Annotated in this window: 15 protein-coding genes; 10 read left to right on the top strand and 5 right to left on the bottom strand. The window is 60.9% G+C overall.

The features are described from left to right. Nucleotides 1-112: 112 nt before the first annotated feature. Complete coding sequence (locus BAUR9175_RS02920) at nucleotides 113-895, top strand: IclR family transcriptional regulator (RefSeq protein ID WP_009881937.1); 783 nt, start codon at nucleotides 113-115, stop codon at nucleotides 893-895. A 29-nt stretch (nucleotides 896-924) separates the two neighbouring features. Here BAUR9175_RS02920 and BAUR9175_RS02915 read toward each other — a convergent pair whose 3' ends face one another. Beyond that, complete coding sequence (locus BAUR9175_RS02915) at nucleotides 925-1,788, bottom strand: hypothetical protein (RefSeq protein WP_101582929.1); 864 nt, start codon at nucleotides 1,786-1,788, stop codon at nucleotides 925-927. Nucleotides 1,789-1,907: 119 nt separating this feature from the next. Here BAUR9175_RS02915 and BAUR9175_RS02910 point away from each other — a divergent pair, with 119 nt between their 5' ends. Next, on the top strand, nucleotides 1,908-2,849 hold the full coding sequence (locus BAUR9175_RS02910; protein ID WP_101582928.1) for a 3-hydroxyacyl-CoA dehydrogenase NAD-binding domain-containing protein: 942 nt from the start codon (nucleotides 1,908-1,910) through the stop codon (nucleotides 2,847-2,849). Between the two features lie 29 nt (nucleotides 2,850-2,878). On the opposite strand, the gene BAUR9175_RS02905 is transcribed toward BAUR9175_RS02910, so the two are convergent. After that, nucleotides 2,879-3,232: a nuclear transport factor 2 family protein gene (locus tag BAUR9175_RS02905; protein WP_009881940.1), complete on the bottom strand. Its 354-nt coding sequence runs from the start codon at nucleotides 3,230-3,232 to the stop codon at nucleotides 2,879-2,881. Nucleotides 3,233-3,409: 177 nt separating this feature from the next. On the opposite strand from BAUR9175_RS02905, the gene BAUR9175_RS02900 reads away from it, so the two are divergent. The 3 genes from BAUR9175_RS02900 to betT all read left to right on the top strand — a co-directional run bounded on the left by BAUR9175_RS02900 (nucleotide 3,410) and on the right by betT (nucleotide 8,533). Further along, nucleotides 3,410-4,789 carry an NAD-dependent succinate-semialdehyde dehydrogenase gene (locus BAUR9175_RS02900; protein WP_096167673.1) on the top strand — a complete coding sequence of 460 codons (1,380 nt, stop codon included), beginning with the start codon at nucleotides 3,410-3,412 and terminating at the stop codon, nucleotides 4,787-4,789. Between the two features lie 117 nt (nucleotides 4,790-4,906). Next, complete coding sequence (locus BAUR9175_RS02895; RefSeq protein WP_096146368.1) at nucleotides 4,907-6,286, top strand: short-chain fatty acid transporter; 1,380 nt, start codon at nucleotides 4,907-4,909, stop codon at nucleotides 6,284-6,286. A 177-nt stretch (nucleotides 6,287-6,463) separates the two neighbouring features. Further along, the gene (gene betT, locus BAUR9175_RS02890; RefSeq protein ID WP_096146369.1) at nucleotides 6,464-8,533 is read left to right on the top strand and encodes a choline BCCT transporter BetT; all 2,070 of its coding nucleotides are present in this window, start codon (nucleotides 6,464-6,466) and stop codon (nucleotides 8,531-8,533) included. 148 nt (nucleotides 8,534-8,681) lie between these two features. Here the strand turns inward: betT and BAUR9175_RS02885 are convergent, their stop codons facing one another. After that, on the bottom strand, nucleotides 8,682-9,578 hold the full coding sequence (locus tag BAUR9175_RS02885; RefSeq protein ID WP_180959198.1) for an aspartate dehydrogenase domain-containing protein: 897 nt from the start codon (nucleotides 9,576-9,578) through the stop codon (nucleotides 8,682-8,684). Between the two features lie 91 nt (nucleotides 9,579-9,669). On the opposite strand from BAUR9175_RS02885, the gene BAUR9175_RS02880 reads away from it, so the two are divergent. Continuing rightward, nucleotides 9,670-10,296 (top strand): DNA-3-methyladenine glycosylase I, encoded by a 627-nt coding sequence (locus BAUR9175_RS02880; RefSeq protein ID WP_101582924.1) that lies wholly within the window; start codon nucleotides 9,670-9,672, stop codon nucleotides 10,294-10,296. A gap of 75 nt (nucleotides 10,297-10,371) precedes the next feature. Continuing rightward, complete coding sequence (locus BAUR9175_RS02875) at nucleotides 10,372-10,815, top strand: NUDIX hydrolase (protein ID WP_096146370.1); 444 nt, start codon at nucleotides 10,372-10,374, stop codon at nucleotides 10,813-10,815. Nucleotides 10,816-10,844: 29 nt separating this feature from the next. On the opposite strand, the gene BAUR9175_RS02870 is transcribed toward BAUR9175_RS02875, so the two are convergent. Next, nucleotides 10,845-11,024: a hypothetical protein gene (locus tag BAUR9175_RS02870; RefSeq protein ID WP_101582922.1), complete on the bottom strand. Its 180-nt coding sequence runs from the start codon at nucleotides 11,022-11,024 to the stop codon at nucleotides 10,845-10,847. Nucleotides 11,025-11,044: 20 nt separating this feature from the next. Here BAUR9175_RS02870 and BAUR9175_RS19125 point away from each other — a divergent pair, with 20 nt between their 5' ends. Both BAUR9175_RS19125 and BAUR9175_RS02860 read left to right on the top strand, forming a co-directional pair. Further along, the gene (locus BAUR9175_RS19125; protein ID WP_141322625.1) at nucleotides 11,045-11,707 is read left to right on the top strand and encodes a hypothetical protein; all 663 of its coding nucleotides are present in this window, start codon (nucleotides 11,045-11,047) and stop codon (nucleotides 11,705-11,707) included. A 485-nt stretch (nucleotides 11,708-12,192) separates the two neighbouring features. Beyond that, complete coding sequence (locus tag BAUR9175_RS02860) at nucleotides 12,193-12,432, top strand: hypothetical protein (protein ID WP_096146373.1); 240 nt, start codon at nucleotides 12,193-12,195, stop codon at nucleotides 12,430-12,432. Between the two features lie 145 nt (nucleotides 12,433-12,577). On the opposite strand, the gene BAUR9175_RS02855 is transcribed toward BAUR9175_RS02860, so the two are convergent. After that, entirely contained in the window at nucleotides 12,578-13,123 is a 546-nt protein-coding gene (locus BAUR9175_RS02855; RefSeq protein WP_180959197.1) for a hypothetical protein, read from the bottom strand. 309 nt (nucleotides 13,124-13,432) lie between these two features. Between BAUR9175_RS02855 and BAUR9175_RS02850 the strand changes: the two genes are divergently transcribed. Next, nucleotides 13,433-14,383 carry a YihY/virulence factor BrkB family protein gene (locus BAUR9175_RS02850; RefSeq protein ID WP_096146374.1) on the top strand — a complete coding sequence of 317 codons (951 nt, stop codon included), beginning with the start codon at nucleotides 13,433-13,435 and terminating at the stop codon, nucleotides 14,381-14,383. Nucleotides 14,384-14,483: the final 100 nt, after the last annotated feature.

Below are 14,483 nucleotides of genomic sequence, written 5' to 3'. Positions count from 1 at the left end.
TCGTCATCGATCAGTGACGTGTCTGCTTCCACTGTGGTCGCCGTCACCATCAAGGAGCAAAAAGATTCTGCTATGTGGAAAAGCTGCCGTGGTGGGGCATTACGATGAGGGAATGGAACGTCGTGTGGTGGCCCAGGCGCCGGCTCATCTGCTCGGCTCGGTCGACAACGCGCTGCGTCTGCTGCAGACGCTGCGAGACACAGGGGCCGTCTCGATCACCGATGCCGCAGCCGATCTGCAGGTCAGTCCCTCGACCGCGCATCGACTGCTGAGCATGCTCGTCTACCGTGGCTTCGCCGTCCAAGACGAGTCGCGTATCTATCACCCTGGGCCGGGGATCGTGGCCAATGTCGAGGCCCAATCGGCCCATCGCAGTCTGCTGCAGATTCTGCGCCCGCATCTCGACTCGCTGTCAGAGACGACGGGAGAGACCTGCAATCTCCTGGTCCGCGTCGGCACCACAACGCGCTTCCTGGCCAGTGCTGAGGGCTCCGATCGATTGCGGATCGGCAGCAGAGCAGGGGAGATCCTGCCTGCGCGCCTGACCTCGGGTGGGCAGGTGCTGCTGGCCGACCTCTCGCCGCAGGTTCTTGCCGGTCTCTACACCTCGAACGCAGCCCGCACCTCGGGTGAATTCCTCGACGCCGAGGCGTTCGCTCGCTTTCGCCGCCAGCTCGACCACATTCGCAAGGTGGGCTCGGCGCTCAACCGGGAACGCACCGAACGTGGAGTCTCCGCTCTGGGGATGCCGGTGCGGGGACCCGAAGGTCCGATGGTGGCCGCGATCAGTGTGTCGGTTCCCAGCCCACGGGATGAGGCCCTCGGCTCGGAGAGAATCCGATCGGCGTTGAGTTCTGCCTGCCAAGCAGGAGCCGCCGACCTTGCGGGTGGTTGATTCGAAGCCAGAAAGTGATGCCGCCGGCTTCAGGGGTGGTGGAGCAGGTACGTTCCGCCCTTGAGGCAGGTGTCGAGGACCCAGCCGTCGGCGACCAGTGCGGTCAGCGAGTCACGCAGTGCCGTCCGCCACCGTGAGGCGAGATCGGCATCGTGGCCGCGCAGCGCCTCGATGTCGGAGGGAAAGTCGAGGGAGACCAGACTGGCTTCCTTGGGCACCTCGGCGACCAGCGGTTCACCGTTGTCGTCACTGCGCAGGCACTCGAAGGCGCCGTCCGCCTCGGCGAGAGTGGACCGGGCCGGCTTGTCGAGCGGCCAGGAGACGACCATACGGTCACTGGCCTGACCAGCGTTGACGCCGTCGCGCATCTGTCCGTAGAAGTCCTCGAGGTATTCGACCATTCCGACGCCCAGGCGCTGGAAGTTGAAGTAGGCGTTGCGTGCCACCAGCGGGTCGAAGGTCCAGGTCATCTCCGTGATGCCGAGGTTGAGGCACCACAGGCGCTGGTGCAGCTTCATCGCCGACCCAGCTCCGCGACCGATGACCTGATGGCGCACGCCGGCGATGTGAGAGTGCATGACCGTGCCCAGGGGCTGTCCGAAGAAGCCGATCGTCACTCCGATCATCTCGTCGGGTTCGTCGAGGCTGTAGGCGGCCGAGACGTAGTTGCCCGCGTGGGCGAAGGCGACGATGAGTCCGGGTTCGAGCACATTGGTGCCCGTCTCGTCGACGCTCCACACCTCGTCGAGCAGAAGGGCGGCTTCGGCGGCCTCGGCGGCGGTGTGGATCTCCCGCACCTCGATCCGCGCTGACTCGGCCGCGGCCGCGTACTCATCCTCGGCCAGGGCGATGATCTCCGAGTCCACTGTGGTCAATCCTTCTCGCGGTGTCATGGTGACATTGTGCCACCGAACCGAGCGTCTGGACGTGGCCGAACGTGGATATCTGGAGCATCAGTGCTGGTGTCGGCGTGCGGCATCGAGGAGCGATCGGCAGGTATAGCCTTAAGAATATGAGCTTCTGCGTTGCTGTCATCGGGGCCGGGACGATCGGCCGTTCATTCGCTTGGCTGTTCGCCCGATCGGGCTACCCGGTCCAGGTCTTCGACCCCAGACCCGACCTTGCCGAGGTGGTCACCGAGCTGCAGGCCGAGGTCAGTGCCGATGCTGCCGCCCACGACATGCTCGCCTCCGAGCTTGGAACCATCAGCCTCGCCGAGTCCGTCGAGACCGCCGTGGCCGGAGCCTCCTTCGTGCAGGAGTCAGGGCCCGAGGATCCGCAGGCCAAGCCGAAGCTGTTCGCCCAGATCGCTGCGGCGGCCCCGAAGGATGCCATCTTCGCGACCTCGTCGTCGACCATCCCCGCTTCATTGATCGCACGGCATCTGCCGCCGGAAGTCGCGGCCCGCGTCATCGTCGGACACCCGTTCAACCCACCTCACCTGATGCCCCTGGTAGAGGTGGTTCCGGCCCCGGCGACGAGTTCGGACACCGTTGAGCGCGCCCTCGAGTTCTACCGCAGCTGCGGACGTGAACCCGTGGCGCTCAATCGTGAAGTCCGCGGCTTCGTCGGCAACCGCCTGCAGAACGCATTGATGAAGGAAGCGATCTCACTGGTCGAAAACGGCGTCATCTCGGCACCCGACCTCGATTCGGTGATGAAGAATTCCCTGGGCCTGCGATGGTCCGCGGTGGGCCAGTTCGAGGCGATGCACCTCGGCGGGGGAGACAAAGGCATCCGCGGTTTCATGGACCACATCGGGACCTCGTTCGTTGAGATCGGCGAGCTTCCCCTCGATCTCAGCGAGGCGGGAATGGCCGATGTCTATGCTCAGGTGGAGCAGGCCTACGGTCAGACGCCGAGCCGAGCGGGTGCCCAGACTCGGGACCGTGCCCAGCAGGCTGTGCTCGAGGCGCGCAGGCAGCGTGACAGGCACACCCCCCCCCCGCAGTGAAGCCGGACCCTGACTGAGACTCCGGACGCTCAGACCGCGGCTTGGTAGAAGTAGGTGGTGCGTTCGGCGATGAGGCCCTCGGTGTCGAAGAGGAAGAAGTCGGCGAAGCCCACGGAGGTCTCGGTGCCGTCCTTGAGACGGCCGGTGAAGACCCCGCGGCTGGAGGCGCGATCGCCGTCGACGAGGATCTCGGTCAGGGAATGCGCACCCGATTCGATGACGCGTTCACCGTGGTAGAAATCGGTGATCTGCTGGCCCACCATGGTCGGATACCCGGGGCGATCGTAGTGGCCCTCGGCCGCGAACAGCGCCGAGGTGGCGCCGGCATCCCCAGCGTCGACGGTGGAGTAATAGCGCTTCACGAGTTCAGTCACACTGTTCATGGCAACACAGTAACAGCGATCACATTCGAGGCTGTGTTCAAGGGGTGGGACAGGGAATTGCCGCCGAGGTGATTGGGCCATAGCGTGGGAGATGAATCCACTCGTCGAACGGTGCCGGAGGCTCGGTTCCGCGCCGTTGGATCGGTGTCAACAACCCCTGCAGAAATGAGGCTCGACATGTCCACCATGTATCGCGTGACCAACCCGGCAACCGGCGAAGTGGCCGAAGAATTCGCCACTGCCACCGATTCGGAGATCCTGGCCGCACTCGACCGATCCGCCACCACATTCACCGAATGGAGCCAGACCAGCGTCGCCGATCGTGCAGCGATCCTCGTTCGCGTCTCCGAAATCTACGCGGAGCGAGCCGAAGAGCTGGCGAAGGTCATCCAGCTGGAGATGGGCAAGGCTGTCCCCGAAGGCAAGGGCGAGGTCGGACTGAGCTCGGCCATCTACCGCTACTTCGCCGACAACGCCGAAGCATTCATGGCCGATGAGCCGCTGCGCGGACCCGAAGATGGAACCGCAATGATCCGCCGCAAGCCGGTCGGCTCACTCCTGGGCATCATGCCCTGGAACTTCCCCTACTACCAGGTCGCACGCTTCGCAGCCCCCAACCTGGCACTGGGCAACACGATCCTGCTCAAGCACGCCCCGCAGTGCCCGCGCTCGGCTCAGATCATGGAAGAGATCTTCATCGAAGCCGGGCTTCCCGAGGGTGCCTACATCAACATCTACGCGAGCAACGAGCAGGTCGCAGACATCATCCTGCCCGACCCACGCAACCACGGTGTGTCCCTGACCGGTTCGGAGCGTGCAGGTGCGGCAGTGGCCGCCGAAGCAGGCAAGAACCTCAAGAAGGTCGTCCTCGAACTCGGCGGTTCCGACCCCTACATCCTCCTCGACACCGCCGATGTGTCGAAGAGCGCGAACACGTTCTTCAAGACCCGCATGGGCAACACCGGACAGGCCTGCAACTCGCCCAAGCGCATGATCGTCATGGACGACGTCTACGACGAGTTCCTGACCTCCATCACCGAGGCGGCCAAGAAGTTCACACCAGAGGCCCCCGATACCGAAGGTTCCCGCCTGTCCCCGCTGTCATCGACGGCGGCCGCTGACCGCTTCATCGAGCAGGTCCAGGACACCGTCAAGGACGGTGCCACCCTGCTTGCCGGCGGCAAGCGCTACGACGGTGGCGGCGCCTACGTCGAGCCAGTCGTCCTCGCCGATGTGGAGAAGGGCATGCGCGGCTACTACGAAGAGCTCTTCGGCCCCGCCGTCATCGTCTACAAGGTGAGCAGCGAGGAAGAGGCCGTCGAGATGGCCAATGACACCCCTTTCGGCCTCGGTGCCGCTGTGTTCTCCAACGACCTGGAGCGGGCAGAGCGCGTCGGGTCCCAGATCGACTCCGGCATGGTCTTCCTCAACGCCCCCGAAGGCACTCGTGAGTACCTGCCCTTCGGTGGAGTCAAGCGCTCCGGCGTTGGTCGTGAACTGGGACCGCTGGCCATGGATGAGTTCGTCAACAAGCAGATGGTGTTCACGAAGAACTGATCCACACACACTGACTGGTCAACAGTCGCTGGCCTTCAGGGCGCTGTCCGCAGTAGCGGTCAGCGCCCTGATTGTATGCTGAACCCATACACAGCTATTTCTCAGCAGGAGGATCTCATGTCGGCACAGAAGCCGTCGACCCAGGTAAACGCCGCCGCATCAAAAGGTCTCATGCGTCCGGTCAACCGCTTCCTCGAACAGTGGATTCCGTCAGCGCTGACGTTCGCCATTGTTCTCACACTCATCGTCGCCGTTCTGGCATTCATTCTCACCGATGCCAGTCCCACCGAGGTCGTCACCGGCTGGGGCGAAGGGCTGGCCGGGCTGCTAGCGTTCATGACGCAGATGTGTCTCATTCTTCTGCTGGGACACATGCTTGCGAACACAGGCCCGGTACGGAAACTGCTGACCAGATTGGCCAGCGTTCCAGGCAGCCCGGCATTCGCCTATGTCTTCGTCTTCGTCGTCGCCGCTCTTGCCAGCCTCATCACTTGGGGCCTGGGTCTCGTCGTCGGTGCTCTTCTGGCACGTGAGATCGCAGTGCAGGCACGCAGCCGCGGCCTTAAGGTGCACTTCCCGTTGCTTGTCGCCGCCGGTTACTCTGGTTTCATTGTCTGGCACATGGGATATTCCGGTTCTGGACCGTTGACGGCAGCCACTCCCGATTCCTTCCTGGCTGAGTCCCTCGGGGGAGAGATCATTCCTGTCAGTGAGACCATCTTCTCAACCTGGAACCTGCTGGCCATCCTCGCAGTCATCGTCGTCTGCGCCGTCTTGTTCTTCCTCGTCGCACCGAAGAAGGATGCCCCAGTCTACGAACTGCCCGAGTCGATCGCTTCCGAATCGAGAAGCACCGTCGACGAAGAGATCGTCACACCTGCCGACCGCATCGACGCATCACGGGTCCTGACCCTCATCGTCGGTCTGGCACTCGTCATCTACCTCGCCGTCCACTTCGCCCAGGGCGGGGGACTGACCCTCGACATCGTCAACTGGTCCTTCCTCGCACTCATCTTCCTGCTGGTGAAGAACCCTTTCGAGCTCATCCACTTGACGAAGGAAGCCGCCTCCAATGTCGGCGAGATCCTGCTCCAGTTCCCTCTGTATGCGGGAATCCTTGGGATGATGAGCACCACCGGTCTGATCGCGGTCTTCTCCGATGCGCTTGTGTCCATTGCGAATCCCACGACGTTCGGTGTCCTCGCTCTGATTTCGGCAGGCCTGGTCAACTTCTTTGTCCCCTCCGGTGGCGGACAGTTCGCGGTTCAGGGTCCGATCATGCTCGATGCCGCCAACCAGCTGGGAGTCGATCCTTCAGTTGCCATCATGGCAGTCTCTTATGGAGATCAGTGGACGAACATGCTGCAGCCGTTCTGGGCCCTGCCTGTCCTGGCCATTGCGGGACTCAAAATGCGCGACATCCTCGGCTATACCTCGGTGATTTTCCTTGGTGCTGGTGTGGTGATGGCCGCCGCGTTGATCTTCGTCTCATTGTGAGGTGCAGGTACGAGAATCGATCCGAGACGAGGAGGCAGATCTGAGCCAGGCACCCGGGGCAGTTAACGATGGTTACGTTATGGTAGCCTCCTTGGTTGGTTGCATCCGGTGAGGCCGGGTGCGGGGAAACAGTCAATTCGAGTCGGGCGCAGATTTGTCCGTTGAAGGAGAGAGCAGATGTCAGCCGCAATAGACAAAACCACAGATAAGCCGGAGAAGGGAGTGAAGAAGGTCCTCCCGCAGTTGAACAAACCAGTATTCATATCTGCAGCAATCGTGACATTAGCCGTTACGATGTGGGCATTCTTCGCGCCCACTAATGCCCAAGAGGTTCTCGGCAGTGTCGTGGGGTGGATCTCGACCTGGTTCGGATGGTTCTACGTCCTACTTGTCGCCGCCGTCCTGGTTTTCGTTATCTACCTGGCCGCCTCGAAGTACGGGAACACGAAACTTGGTCCCGAACATTCGAAGCCGGAATTCGGTCTCCTTGCTTGGGCTTCCATGCTCTTCGCCGCCGGAATCAGCACCGACCTCATGTTCTTTGCCGTGGCTGAACCGGTCACCATGTATCTTGATCCGCCCAGTACGCAGCCAGAGACAGTGGACGCGGCCCGCGAAGCTACCGCGTGGACGCTGTTCCACTACGGAATCAGTGGTTGGGGGCTGTATGCACTGATGGGCATGGCCCTGGCGTATTTCGCCTACCGGATGAATATGCCTCTGGCGATCCGGTCAGCGCTTGCTCCTATCTTCGGAAAGCGGGTGCAAGGAACTCTCGGCGATGGTGTGGACTTCGCCGCATTGGTGGGTACGGTCTTCGGCGTCGCCACCTCCTTGGGCATCGGCGTAGTCATGGTCAATGTTGGTCTCAACACTGTCTTCGGACTGCCGGTCAATGAGGTCTCGCAGATCGGCATTGTCGTCATCGGAGTCGTCGTGGCGACATTGTCCGCGGTATCCGGTGTCGACAAAGGGATCAAGTTCCTGTCGATGCTCAACGTCTTCCTTGCGATCGCATTGAGCCTGTGGGTTCTCATCGTCGGCAAGACGGAGTTCCTCCTCAACGCCATGGTCCTCAATGTGACCGACTTCGTCAGGCTCTTCCCCAATATGGCTGGTCAGACCTTCGCCTTTGAAGACACCGGCACATGGATGACTGACTGGACCCTGTTCTTCTGGGCGTGGTGGATCGCTTTCGCCTCATTTGTCGGTCTCTTCCTTGCCCGCATCTCTCGTGGACGCACAATCCGTCAGTTCGTGCTCGGGACCCTGACGATCCCGTTCATCTACATCTTCATGTGGATCTCGATCTATGGAAACTCCGCACTCGACCTCATTCGCAGCGGAGACAAGAAATTCGGCGAAGCGACAATGCTCAGCCCCGAAGGTGGATTCTACGACCTGCTGTCGAACTATCCGGGATTCTTCGTGATTGCAGCCTTGGCCACACTCACCGCGCTGCTGTTCTACGTGACGACAGCTGACTCCGCGGCTCTGGTGATGGCAAACTTGTCCTCTCGTCTGCCGACACCCCAGGACGATGGTCGACCAGGTCTTCGTATCTTCTGGGCAGCGCTCACCGGTGCATTGACCGTAGCCATGCTCATCGTCGGTGGGATTGGGGCGTTGCAGAGTGCCACGATCATCATGGGGCTGCCGTTCGCCTTTGTCGTTATTCTCGTGATGATCGGGCTCTACAAGGCACTGCGCGTCGAAGCACATCGAGTCGACAGCATCGATCAGAGCCTGCCGGCGTCGCTGGCGCGGCGCTCCCACACAGATACCGGACACGAAACCTGGCAGCGTCAGTTGGCGCGAGTTCTGTCCTTCCCCAGCGGCAGTAAAGCGCGAGACTTCGAAACCGATGTCCTGGTGCCCACTTTGAACGAAGTCGCGGCGGAGTTGGTTGAGAAAGGCGTGTCGGCACACTGCGGTCGAGTGGACGCAGAGGGGCAATCCGTCGAAGACGGGGAGCTCATCCAACTCGAAGTCGACGGGGAGGGACAGTTCCCCTTCCGTTATCAGGTCTGGCCGCACAAGGTGAACGTGCCTTCGTTCGGCGGACGTGTGCCGCGTGGAACGGAGGACTACTTCCGCATGGAGGTTTACCTCGACGGCGGTGCCGGGCAGGGCTACGACGTCATGGGCTACACCAAGGAGCAGCTCATCGATGATGTCCTCGACAAGTACAGTCGTCACCTTGAGTTCCTGCAGCTGCAGGAGAACATCGCCAACCCCGACGACTGACTGACGGCACCTGGAGACTGAGGCCCGGCACCTCAAGTCTGAGGCCTGGTACCTCACGGCTGAGGCCAGTCCATGCCGAAGGGTTCTCTGAGCCAGATATCCGATTTGCTGAGTCCGGCGCTTGCCCCACATAGGGCAGGCACCGGACTCAGTTGCGTTTGAGACCTGCCAGACATGTCCGCAAAGTTCGCGTGACTGACAGTGCAGTGAGGCCGCTGGTGGCAGGATTCTCAGGACTTGGCGTCGATGAGATTGAGAACTCAAAGACTCCCGCTGATCCTGCGGCCGTGATGTGATGGTGGGAATCCTCTTGGCTCAGGTCAGCCCGGATCTCGACTCGAGTGCGTTCGAGAGCTGTCTCCATGAGTTCGTCATCTGCTGCCGCGTCGACTCCGAGCCCCCGAGTCGCCCATGCCAACGCCACCGTGATGTTGACGTTGGCGGGGAACTTCACGATGGCTTCGGCCGGGGTCCCAGTGAAAATCGTCAGTGGTTCATCGGCAGCGCTCAGCTGATTCAGGCGACGGACCTCCTCGGCGTCCATCCACGGTTGCACGAGGCCACCGGGTGCCTTCGCAGTCGTGATGGACACAGAGTCAAGGGCGTGTGCCTGAGCGGCAGCTTCGAGGACGTCAAGCCCGCCGATAGCCCCGTTCGTCACGTGGAGGTCTCCGGGCCGGTCAAGGAGCGCTCGTCGGGTCGGACGATCGGCGAGAGCCCCGACGCTGGTGAGGACAAGTGGAATGCCAGCGGCTGTGGCTGCGGGGCCGTAGCTCTTGGCGGCTAAAACCCCAGCGCATTCGACTACGACATCGATGACGGACCCGGCCATGAGCTGGGCCCAGTTCGGGTCCTGCGGTCCCTCAGCCTGGACCAGCTCGGCCCCCAGATTCCGGTGACCAGCATGTTTGTCGAGGTCCCGGACTAAGGCGGTGAGTCTCAGCCGACCACTCGAGATCTCGGGGTGCAGCAGCGCGGCAACATGACGACCGATCGCCCCGAACCCGATCATCAGGACTGATTTCACTTCATCAACTGGCCTCATGAGATCAGGGTACACATCGACACGGTCATGCCATGTCAGCCCGCCGAGGTACTGTGACCATGTGGACGACCGGAGCAGGGGAGCAGCACAGATGACCGAGACCAAAGTAGGCGAAAGCCCCGATGGCGATGGTGCGGTGGTGGGTGAGGACGGGATCGCGCGGACCCCGTGGGCCTATGGCGATCCACTGCTTCTCAGCTACTACGACACCGAATGGGGTATACCTGTTCGCGACGAATCCGGGATGTTCGAACGCCTGAGCCTCGAAGGCTTCCAGGCGGGTCTGTCATGGTTGACGATCCTGAAGAAACGCGAGCGTTTTCGTGAAGTCTTCAAACAGTTCGACGCCGAGGCGGTCGCTGAGTTCGGCGAGCCCGAGATCGAATCGCTGCTCGATGATCCGGGAATCATCCGGCACCGAGGAAAGATCGAAGCCTGTATCGGCAATGCCCGAGCAACATTGGCCCTGCGTGACGAGGGCGGTTTGGTCGACTTCATCTGGAGCTTCCAGCCCGAAGATACGCCTCGACCTCGCACGCTGAGTGAGGCGCCCACAACAGGGCCTGAGTCGACGGCACTGTCGAAGGTGTTGAAGAAGAAGGGGTTTCGGTTCGTTGGGCCGACCACCATGTACGCGCTCATGGAGGCGGTCGGTATGGTTGACACGCACGTCCTCGGATCCCATCGCCGAGGTGCGTCCGGAGTCTGGCACGACTGACCCTTCCGACGACTGCCGTGATGACGGACCGAGTTTACCGTCTGCGCGCAATGACCACGCCGATGAGAGGCTGAAATGAACGATATTCGAGTCAGTGCACTCGCCCTGCTGCACCCGTTTGAACCGCTTTTGCTCATGGTGCGCAAGGAGGGCACGACGTCGTTCATGCTTCCCGGTGGTAAGCCCGAAGCTGGGGAGACCGCCGAAGAGACGATCGTCCGGGAGATCAGCGAAGAGCTCGGGCTCAGCCTCGAGACCAATCGTCTGTCCCCATTGGGAACCTTCGCTGCAGATGCAGCTAACGAAGCAGACCACCAGGTGATCGGGGACGTGTTCCGCTATGACGGGCTGCCCGCCGAACTCAACGTGGATCGCATCAATCATCAGGCCGAGATCGCTGAGGCTGCGTGGTTCCCGTATGCGCCTCTGCCTGCAGACACTGATTCTAGACAGTTTGCTCCACTGACGCGGCTGCAGGTCATACCGGCACTTGCAAAGCACGGTCTGCTCACTGAGTGAACGAACGTGGTGTTCTCATGGGGTGACGATCAGACGCCTCGGCGCTGGAATGCCAGTTCCATGATGAACAGGTGGACTCCATGCCCGAGGGCCAACCCTGCCGTGAGGAAGCTGAGCACGATATCGAATACCCCGACGTCCGTGTAGGGCGGAGGATCGACATGACCAGGTGACTGCAGCAGTGTGGATCCGACGACGGTGGCTGCCATGAGGATCGTAATCAGACCGCTTGTCGGGATTTTCCGACGGCGGCAAAGGCCAGCAGCACTGCGGCAAGCAGGAGGACCAGCAACGCCATGAAGTCATAGCTCGGATCATCTGTTCGGGCAGAGTCTTGCCTTGGCTGTCCTTACTGTCCGTCATTGGGATTCAACTTCCGTGGCTTCTGCTTCACGACGGCTGTTGCTGCTGCAATGACGACAAGCGCGAGCAAGCTCAGTCCCACACCGGTCCTCAAGTGCATGAGGCGGTCGGTTCCTGGGCGAGGGTGCTGGACATCCATTACAGTCCCGTTTTCAAGGACCATCGGCGTGACTGCTTGCCGGAGGCATCGAAGTATCAACACCTGGTCCACGAATACGGACTTGTTGATCGTTACGATTCGGAAGAAGCACGGATCGCGCTCAACCATCTGTGGAGAGCTGTCGATGATCGATTGAACTTCTTCACGCCGACGCGGAAGCCGGTCACCTGGGTCAAGGACTCTTCAGGCCAGCGCAAACGGATCTATGACGAACCGGCCACACCCTTGGATCGTCTGAGTGAAGCGGGTGTGATGTCACCCAGCCAGGAGTCAGAGCTGATCACGTACCGCAACAGCCTCGACCCTGCTCAACTTACGTCTGAGATCGGCCATTGGCAGGAACGGCTCAAGTCGATTTCGACGCTCTGAGTGTGACCTCGGCGTAATGGGTTGGACTGACGGTCGACAGCCCGCAGGGTGGCTCGACGGGCACCCCACAGGCGATTGTAAAAATTTCAACTTTAGCAGGGGTGCCTGCTATAAATCCACCCTTGATCGAACTCCGAGACGGGAGATTCTCTGGGGGTTACATTCGCGTAACTTCCAGGTACAGTGAGTACCGATTGTGATCTGACGAACCTTCTGAGCTACGACACAACGATATGTGTCGCCCCACGCCTGAGACGCATTCGCACGTGTGTGGAGTGGTACTTCAGTGGGGATTCACCGGGGTTGGAGACGACCACCATCGCTGAGGGTGTCGGTGTGCAGCCAGGCCATCCTCAAGCACCGGAAGAACTGGAACGTCAGAACAGCATCTTGGGGGATGGATATGGAACTGTGCGCACTGATGGAAGAGACTGACTGGTGAGGGCAAGCGGAAGTGCCCTGCGGCGCGGCCGCTGGGAGCGCTCATGATTCAGATCATTGCAATTTCCCTGATCGCCTATGCAGGGATCGCCATGTTCATCATCATCTTGCTGTTGTCGAAAGCCGATTACGGGCGATCATGGCGTGATCGCAGAGACGCTGCGCGCATGGGATTCTTCGTCCCAGTCTGGCCGCTTCTGGTGCTCTATCTGATCTACCGCGCTGTCTCACGACTATGGCACTTGGCCGAATGGAACATGCCCGCTGATCGGCAACACCGCTGAAGAAATGGGGAGCGGAAAAACGGGCACGTTGAAAGTCAGACGGGCTGAAAAGCAGGCACGCCGACGGTGCGATGCGCCTTGGGATAGACGGGCATCAACGCCCAACCGCCTCACCTGAGATTGCCCACCCGCTCCCTCTTTCATGTCAGGTATTTGGCTGGCGTGAATAGGCGATGAGAGCCCGATACAGATCGAGTGGTGCGCAATTGGCGCCCTTCGCCAGTGATTTCACGAGTTTCCGATAGGACTGGTAGTCCGTCTGGTTCGGGTTGGCCGAGTCGAGCAGGTTGTACTCGTGGAGGACACCGGTGGCGCGAGAATCCATGATGGAGTACTTTTTCGGGTTGAACACTGTCAGCAGGGTGCTGGCCAGTGGCCCGCCGACCCCGGGAAGTACTTTGAGGAACGGCAGTCGCAGGTGATTGGGTGTGTCCTCGTCGAGGGCCACAGCGGTCACATACTCGATGTCATCGGAGTTGATGTTTTCGAATGTCGCCTGCGCCGCGATAGCCTTCCACTCGGCAACTTTGAGGAATTGCTTGTGTTTGTATGACTCACGTTTGACGACCTTGGGCCCGAGGGAATCAAAGATCTCTGCTTCGGTGTCCGTGACCGTGTACTGAGGCTCGAATCGCAACACGAATGCCGTGTCGATGACGCCGCTGGAATTGTTTTCGTGAGAGGAGGTCATGTCGTGATTGTACAGAGGAGGCCTGACTTGAAGATGAATACTTGAGGCCGCAGCGTCGCCCAGCACCCCGGCGATGAGCATGGCTTCCATCGTTGAGACCATGGCCTCAGAGTGCAACCGTCGGATCACCTCTCGCCGGGATTGAATGTGAGTCTCGCGTGGTGTTGTGGCAGCGCCGGGCAGTGACTCCGAGCAGTTACGATGTCTTCGTATCGCACTGTCCCCAGCAGAGTTCCCCAGCAGCAGTTCCTAGCACCGTTTCCCAGCAGCAGATCCCCAATGGGTGATTCGAGAATCCAGGAGATTGTCATGGCAGAGAATATCCCCACTCGCGCCGAGTCATTCGCAGCTGAAGACGGGTCGTCGGCCCCAGCCGGTGCCTCTGCCAGGCGCGATCGGGCACTGAGTCACCGCCTGCGGACGCCGGAGCGAGGCAAGCGGCACATTCTCACCAACACGATCCGTCACGTGGTCAACGACGAAGGCCTTGACCTGGCAGCGGGACTGGCGTTCTACGCACTCCTGTCGATCGCGCCCGCGGCCCTCGCTCTTGTATCGGTGCTTGGTGTGCTGGGTGAGGCGAAGTCCACCACCGAGGCAGTCCTGGCCCTGGTCTCGGATCTGTCGTCTGAGGTCGCCGAGGCGATCCGTCCGATCGTCACCGACCTGGTGTCGACACCGGCGGCAGGTTTCACCCTCGTCGTCAGCCTTATCGTGGCGATCTGGTCTTCCTCGAAATACGTCGGTGCCTTCGGCCGAGCAGCGAACAAGGCCTACTCGGTTCAGGAGAGCCGGCCACTGTGGAAGCTCAAGCCGACGATTCTGCTCATCACCCTGGGATTGCTGCTGCTGATGGTCGGACTGGGACTGCTGCTGGTGGTTTCGGGCCCCATAGCTGAATATATCGGCAAGCTCGTCGATCTGGGGCCTGTGGCGGTGATGATCTGGAGTATCGCCAGGTGGCCGGTGGTGATCGTCTTCGTCATGCTCGTGATCGCCATCCTCTACTATGCGACCCCGAACGTGACGAAGTCGCGGTTCCGCTGGTCGAGCCTGGGAGCACTGATCGCGCTCATCGCGCTGGCCCTCGTATCCGTGGGTTTCGTCATCTATATCAACAATTTCGACAACTACAACGCCACCTACGGTGCCATCGGAGGTGTGATCGTCGGATTCGTCTGGCTCTGGATGGTGAACCTTGCCCTCATCTTCGGCGTCGAGCTTGATGCTGAGATCGAAAGATCCCAGCCGTCTGACTGACAGCACCAACAGCACCAACAGCACCAACGGCACCGACAAGACTGCGACGCCCGAGAGGACCGGACTTCGGCCCCCGGTGCCGCGTGCCGTATGGTCACAG

This window comes from Brevibacterium aurantiacum (assembly GCF_900169065.1).
Taxonomy (GTDB): Bacteria; Actinomycetota; Actinomycetes; order Actinomycetales; family Brevibacteriaceae; genus Brevibacterium; species Brevibacterium aurantiacum.
This window is presented reverse-complemented; position numbering and strand designations above follow the sequence as displayed.

Excerpts from the sequence above, each read along its gene's own strand:
- BAUR9175_RS02920 (WP_009881937.1), top strand. The coding sequence starts at position 113 with ATGGAACGTCGTGTGGTGGCCCAGGCGCCGGCTCATCTGCTCGGCTCG.
- BAUR9175_RS02915 (WP_101582929.1), bottom strand. The coding sequence starts at position 1,788 with ATGACACCGCGAGAAGGATTGACCACAGTGGACTCGGAGATCATCGCC.
- BAUR9175_RS02910 (WP_101582928.1), top strand. The coding sequence starts at position 1,908 with ATGAGCTTCTGCGTTGCTGTCATCGGGGCCGGGACGATCGGCCGTTCA.
- BAUR9175_RS02905 (WP_009881940.1), bottom strand. The coding sequence starts at position 3,232 with ATGAACAGTGTGACTGAACTCGTGAAGCGCTATTACTCCACCGTCGAC.
- BAUR9175_RS02900 (WP_096167673.1), top strand. The coding sequence starts at position 3,410 with ATGTCCACCATGTATCGCGTGACCAACCCGGCAACCGGCGAAGTGGCC.
- BAUR9175_RS02895 (WP_096146368.1), top strand. The coding sequence starts at position 4,907 with ATGTCGGCACAGAAGCCGTCGACCCAGGTAAACGCCGCCGCATCAAAA.
- betT (WP_096146369.1), top strand. The coding sequence starts at position 6,464 with ATGTCAGCCGCAATAGACAAAACCACAGATAAGCCGGAGAAGGGAGTG.
- BAUR9175_RS02885 (WP_180959198.1), bottom strand. The coding sequence starts at position 9,578 with ATGAGGCCAGTTGATGAAGTGAAATCAGTCCTGATGATCGGGTTCGGG.
- BAUR9175_RS02880 (WP_101582924.1), top strand. The coding sequence starts at position 9,670 with ATGACCGAGACCAAAGTAGGCGAAAGCCCCGATGGCGATGGTGCGGTG.
- BAUR9175_RS02875 (WP_096146370.1), top strand. The coding sequence starts at position 10,372 with ATGAACGATATTCGAGTCAGTGCACTCGCCCTGCTGCACCCGTTTGAA.
- BAUR9175_RS02870 (WP_101582922.1), bottom strand. The coding sequence starts at position 11,024 with ATGGCAGCCACCGTCGTCGGATCCACACTGCTGCAGTCACCTGGTCAT.
- BAUR9175_RS02860 (WP_096146373.1), top strand. The coding sequence starts at position 12,193 with ATGATTCAGATCATTGCAATTTCCCTGATCGCCTATGCAGGGATCGCC.
- BAUR9175_RS02855 (WP_180959197.1), bottom strand. The coding sequence starts at position 13,123 with ATGACCTCCTCTCACGAAAACAATTCCAGCGGCGTCATCGACACGGCA.
- BAUR9175_RS02850 (WP_096146374.1), top strand. The coding sequence starts at position 13,433 with ATGGCAGAGAATATCCCCACTCGCGCCGAGTCATTCGCAGCTGAAGAC.